Genomic DNA, 1,385 nt, shown 5'->3' on the forward strand with positions numbered 1-1,385 from the left:
TAGCAGAAACAATTAAAAATTTCATTTAAATCAATTTACAAAGAATTTAACCACCAGATTAGATAAAATCTGGTGGTTTGTAATCAACCTCAGGATAGAAAAATCTATCCTTTTATTTTATGGTAATAAATGTTATGTTATATAGTATTAGAAATGGGAATAAGTAAATAAAATATAAGTAGTAAAAATAATAATGAATATAAGATAAGGCGGAGGGAGTGATATTATGTTGATGAAGAAAGTACTTATTGCTACTGATTTTTCACCAGCTGCCCAAAAACTTTTTAACTGTATTGAGGAATTGAAAAATATGGGGTTGGAGGAAGCTGTTATAGTACATGTAGTTGACATTAGAATAGGAGAAGGTTCAACAAGTGCATTGCAGAGTAATGGAGAAGAGAGATTAAACGAAATAGTAACTAAACTTGAAGGTTATGGAATTCATACCAAAACATATACTCCAATTGGATTTGCTGCAACCGAAATTGTTCAAATAGCAAAAGCAGAAGAGGTGTCTCTGATTTTAATTGGATCTAGAGGGAAAAGCGCTATAAAGGAAATATTCTTAGGGAGTACTACATTTGATGTAATTAGACTAACAGATGTTCCTGTACTGGTTGAAAAGTACAAAAAGGAAAAGGAAGAAATTGAAAATGTATGTATAAATAAGTTTCAAAAAATATTATTACCTATAGATTTCTCAGACTGCTCATCATTAATTACTCAAAAAATAATGACACTACCTCCGGGAGTAGAAGAGGTGATACTATTATCGGTTGTAGATCATGGAGAAAGCAATGATGAATTAGAGCGTAAAAAAATACAGTATAAAGAAAGACTACAAAAAATAGCTGATGAATTCACAATTAATGGGATTAATAGTAGAATCGAAGTTGTAGATGGAATTCCTTCAAAAGTAATTACAGAAGTAGCTGACAGAGAATTGGTAACTGCTATAGCTATGGGTACAAGAGGAAGAGGTTTAATAAAGGCTTTACTTCTAGGCAGCACTTCTGATGCGGTTGCGAGAATATCATCAAGGCCAGTCTTACTTATACCATGTAATAAATAATACACAAAACAAAACCCCTTGTAGCGGGGTTTTGTCTTCAGACTGTTGAAAATCCTCCATCTTCTTCGTTGCTGCAAAAACCCAGCACCCTCACGTATTACGTATACGCTGCCTTCGCTGGGTTTTCTTTCGCCTCGAATCTGAAGAATTTTGAACAGTCTGGATATTGTTGACTTTTTCAACAACCTCAAAACAAAACCCCTTGTAGCGGGGTTTTGTTTTTGTGGTGCGCCCAGCATGGGCGCAATCTAATGGGTGAAAGTCCCTAGCGCGGGTTGATAGTGCCAAGCGCATAGCTTAAGGCAAGGGTGTC

The 1,385-nt window shown here is 35.0% G+C and carries 1 protein-coding gene; it reads left to right on the forward strand.

Going from position 1 to position 1,385, the window contains the following annotated elements:
- Positions 1-226 precede the first annotated feature (226 nt).
- Entirely contained in the window at positions 227-1,072 is an 846-nt protein-coding gene (locus BLP68_RS21330) for a universal stress protein (protein WP_091547765.1), read from the forward strand.
- The last annotated feature ends 313 nt before the right edge of the window (positions 1,073-1,385 follow it).

It is taken from the genome of Alkaliphilus peptidifermentans DSM 18978 (assembly GCF_900101495.1).
GTDB classification, from domain to species: Bacteria; Bacillota; Clostridia; order Peptostreptococcales; family Natronincolaceae; genus Alkaliphilus_C; species Alkaliphilus_C peptidifermentans.

Bases quoted from the DNA above. Each gene is read 5' to 3' on its own strand.
- BLP68_RS21330 (WP_091547765.1), top strand. From the start codon at position 227: ATGTTGATGAAGAAAGTACTTATTGCTACTGATTTTTCACCAGCTGCC.